Source organism: Asaia sp. SF2.1 (assembly GCF_000505765.1).
Lineage (GTDB): Bacteria > Pseudomonadota > Alphaproteobacteria > Acetobacterales > Acetobacteraceae > Asaia > Asaia bogorensis.
This window is the reverse complement of the sequence record NZ_AYXS01000003.1, coordinates 20827-24038: the sequence shown is the minus strand read 5'-3', so window position 1 is coordinate 24038 and position 3212 is coordinate 20827. Positions and strand designations below refer to the sequence as shown.

3 protein-coding genes and 1 pseudogene are annotated in these 3212 nt (G+C 58.9%); all 4 read right to left on the bottom strand.

The features are described 5' to 3' along the window. Positions 1-106: 106 nt before the first annotated feature. Positions 107-817 (bottom strand): annotated as a pseudogene (gene lepB, locus P792_RS23455) (signal peptidase I). A 122-nt stretch (positions 818-939) separates the two neighbouring features. Next, positions 940-1857, bottom strand: a complete 918-nt coding sequence (locus P792_RS23450) for a type IV secretory system conjugative DNA transfer family protein (RefSeq protein ID WP_031240064.1) — start codon at positions 1855-1857, stop codon at positions 940-942. Between the two features lie 25 nt (positions 1858-1882). Next, complete coding sequence (locus P792_RS23445; RefSeq protein ID WP_084331029.1) at positions 1883-2311, bottom strand: DotD/TraH family lipoprotein; 429 nt, start codon at positions 2309-2311, stop codon at positions 1883-1885. 38 nt (positions 2312-2349) lie between these two features. Beyond that, a complete protein-coding gene (locus P792_RS23440; protein WP_023977710.1) occupies positions 2350-3051 on the bottom strand; it encodes a lytic transglycosylase domain-containing protein in 702 nt (233 codons plus the stop codon). Positions 3052-3212: the final 161 nt, after the last annotated feature.

Sequence of the window (3212 nt, the reverse complement as noted above, 5' to 3'; positions counted from 1 at the left end):
GACCGAGAACATGATATCGCTCGCAATATCGGGCGGGATATCAGGGGGGCACGAGCCTTCGCTCGTGCGTACATAGGGGTCTACCAGCGCTTTTCGACGAACCATCTCAATGCATGATCGCAAAAAGATGGCTCCAGCGGATTTCGAAAGGCCACTGCCAGAACTGCCAGAACGGATCAATGGCCTCTTAGGAGAAGAACACGAAGCGTGCCTTGCCAACCAGATTTACCATGGGCACGTAGCCGAGATCCTGCCCGTTATCGCGCTGGAAGCGACTATCACCGCTATTGTCGCGATTATCGCCCATAGCGAAGAAATACCCGTCCGGCACGACATATTGGCGCGTGTTGTTCTGATCGCCTGTCTCGGTCAGTTTCAGCATCTGATGAGTGACATGAGGTGCGTCCGCGCTGCCCGGCAGGGTTTCCAGATAGCGTATGCCGGTCTGGGGTAAACGGTTCTCATCCTGGACCGAGTAGCGACCCAGTTCCCGACGGGGAACCATTCTCCCATTCAGATAGAGCTCACCTGCGCGCATCTGGATATGATCGCCCGGAAGCCCGATTATTCGCTTGATGTAATCGATCGAGGTGTTTTGCGTGTATCGGAATACAGCAACATCACCACGATGGGGTACCGTGTTCCAGATACGACCCTCGAAAAGAGGCGGCGAAAACGGCATCGAAAAACGCGACCAGCCGTAATCATATTTGGTCACGGCGACATAATCGCCTACCCGAAGAGTCGGAAACATCGAAGCGCTTGGAATGATGAACGGCTCTACGAAGAGGGTGCGTATCACGAGCAGAGCGATCACCTAGATCGCCACGAACCGGGCCAGTTCGCGCATCTCTTGCATTGAGCTGGTCCCACGAGTGCGGGCGTTGGACAGAGGGGGCACTGGCATTATGGTCGTGTCCTTTCGACGGTGAATAGGATTCACTGCCCGGTCCAATGACGGGCATTGGCATCGAGCCCCGCGTGGTCGCGGATGTGTAGTTGCTGGTCGTCGATGAGCAGCTTGTTGCGCCCGCCCGAGGCAGAAGCGCGAATGATGTCTATGCTCGGCGCGCGCACCTTGCCTGAGGCAAGCAGCATCCGGTAGCGGGCCATCCCCATGATGTCGCGCTGCAGCCGGTTAAGATCCTTCATGAACGTCTCCGAGGACTGACGCACGCCGGCCGCAAAACCGTCGGCGACGCCCTGCCGCCATACGGCGACCTCCGCCTCGACCTGCGGGCGTACGGCATCGGTCGGGGGCTGAGCGACAGTCACCTCACGATCAAGGTAGGTGCGCCAGGTCGGGGGAACCTTGACGTAATTCTCCGGGCGGATGATCTCGTCGATACGGCCGGTTTCGCGCGCTGAATCGCCGCTCTCGCTGATCGCGAAATTGGCCTCGGTCTCGGAGATAACCGGCGGGATCATCAGGATGTCGCTACCGTCCACCGGGAGCACCAGGGAGCGGAAGTCGAATACCTCGTCAAGCTGGCGACTACGGCGATTGAGCAGGAGACGGATTACCTGGTTTTCCGCAGCAAGACCGTTCTGTGCCCCATAGCGCCAGGCGGCCTGCCGCACGGCTGCGTTATGAGCGGTACTCTTCTCGTGGTCCGGTGTGTAGCCCGGGCGCACCGCCATCATGGCCTCGAGCGACGGAATGGCAGCAGGGTCTTCGATCTGCGGCTGAACCTGCCCTCCTGAGACCGGTGAGTTCAGGGCGGAGCCGGCACCAAGAGATGCGGTTGTTGCGCCTGGATCAGGTTGTTCCTCCTGAGCTTGCGGCGCTTCCTGTGCCAGCGCCGGCACGGAGTACCCCATGAGAGCGATCAATCCGACGAATGCGGCCCTGAACATGAAAGGGCGCATCGAATGTGCGTGGTTAACCATGCCAGGCAATCCTGATCGTATGGGTTTGAAGGTCGGCCTGCACATGTGCGTAAGCACGTCCCGCGGCGTCGATCTCGTCGAGCAGATCGCCAGTGGTGACATGGTCGAGATCGATCGAGATGACAGGATCACGCACGGGAGGCGCTGATGCCTCATAGCGCCAGCCTATGTTGGCTGCGATCGCCGCAACGGCATTTGTCAGCGTGCCATGCCAGTGCCAGGAGACTGGCTTTTGCAGTTCGGACGCTCTGACACCTTCCGGACGAGACATCGGGTATCGCGGATGACCGGATCGCTCGAGGGCAAGAGCGATATGATGCATCTGCTGGCTGATCGGTAGCTCATCTGACCGGTCAGTCGCGCACGCTGTCAGTGCAAGACCTAACGGCAAGACAGCGTAGAGGGAGCAAGCGCTTTTCATAAGCCGATCTCACGATGCGCCGATCCAGAGAGCGAGCATTATTTTTCGCTAAGTGTCGTGATATTTTTTTCCTGCCTGCCGAGGCGCTGGAGATTACGCCATACCTTGACCTGATATCGTTGGTTGTAGACTGCTGTATGGGAATTGTAGTTACCAACGCGGCGCCAGAAATCTCCAGCGTCATGCGGGTCGGCTCCAGATAGTTCTTTCCCCAGGATCCAGGCTCCCACATGGACATTCAGGCATCCATCCGCGAGGAGCCGGGTTCGGGTGATACCTTGAAGGCCGAGCTGGGGCAGCCAGCTTGTGTTGATCTGCGCGATACCGAGGTCGTCCGTGCCATTGCGATTATGGGCGACCGTGCCGAGCGATCCCCCTTCAGTCATCAGGATGGCCCGGTAGATTGCCTCCGGTATCCTGTAGCTGCGCGAGGCGTCAGCAACACAGGCGGCAAGGTCCCCAGGGAGAGAGTGAAAAGGGAGTGGTCGAGGCGGGGTATCGAGAGGAGAGGCGTCTCTCGGCTTGCTCGCAGCGATGATCCAGGCCGCGGCGATGATATTCCAGCAGACATTATCGCGTATCCTGGCCGTGTCGAAGCCGGCTTGCTCCAGGAAGGGGATCCACCCTTCCTGAATGCCCATAGGCCCGATGCCACCTGCATTATGAGCGGCGACAGTTTCAAGGGTTGCTGTGGGGACATGATACGCAAGCTCGGCGATATGGGCGCAAGGTGGCAGCATGCTCACCACCGCGCCGCGATATAACAGCCACCGTCTTCGCCGGGGAAACCCGTCGGAATTACATAATAGGATTTCCCTGGCGGGATGATAACCTCAGCCGACTGATTACTGTTGTAACCGCTGCCGACATAGGTCCCGCTGTCCCAGATGATGATGCCGTC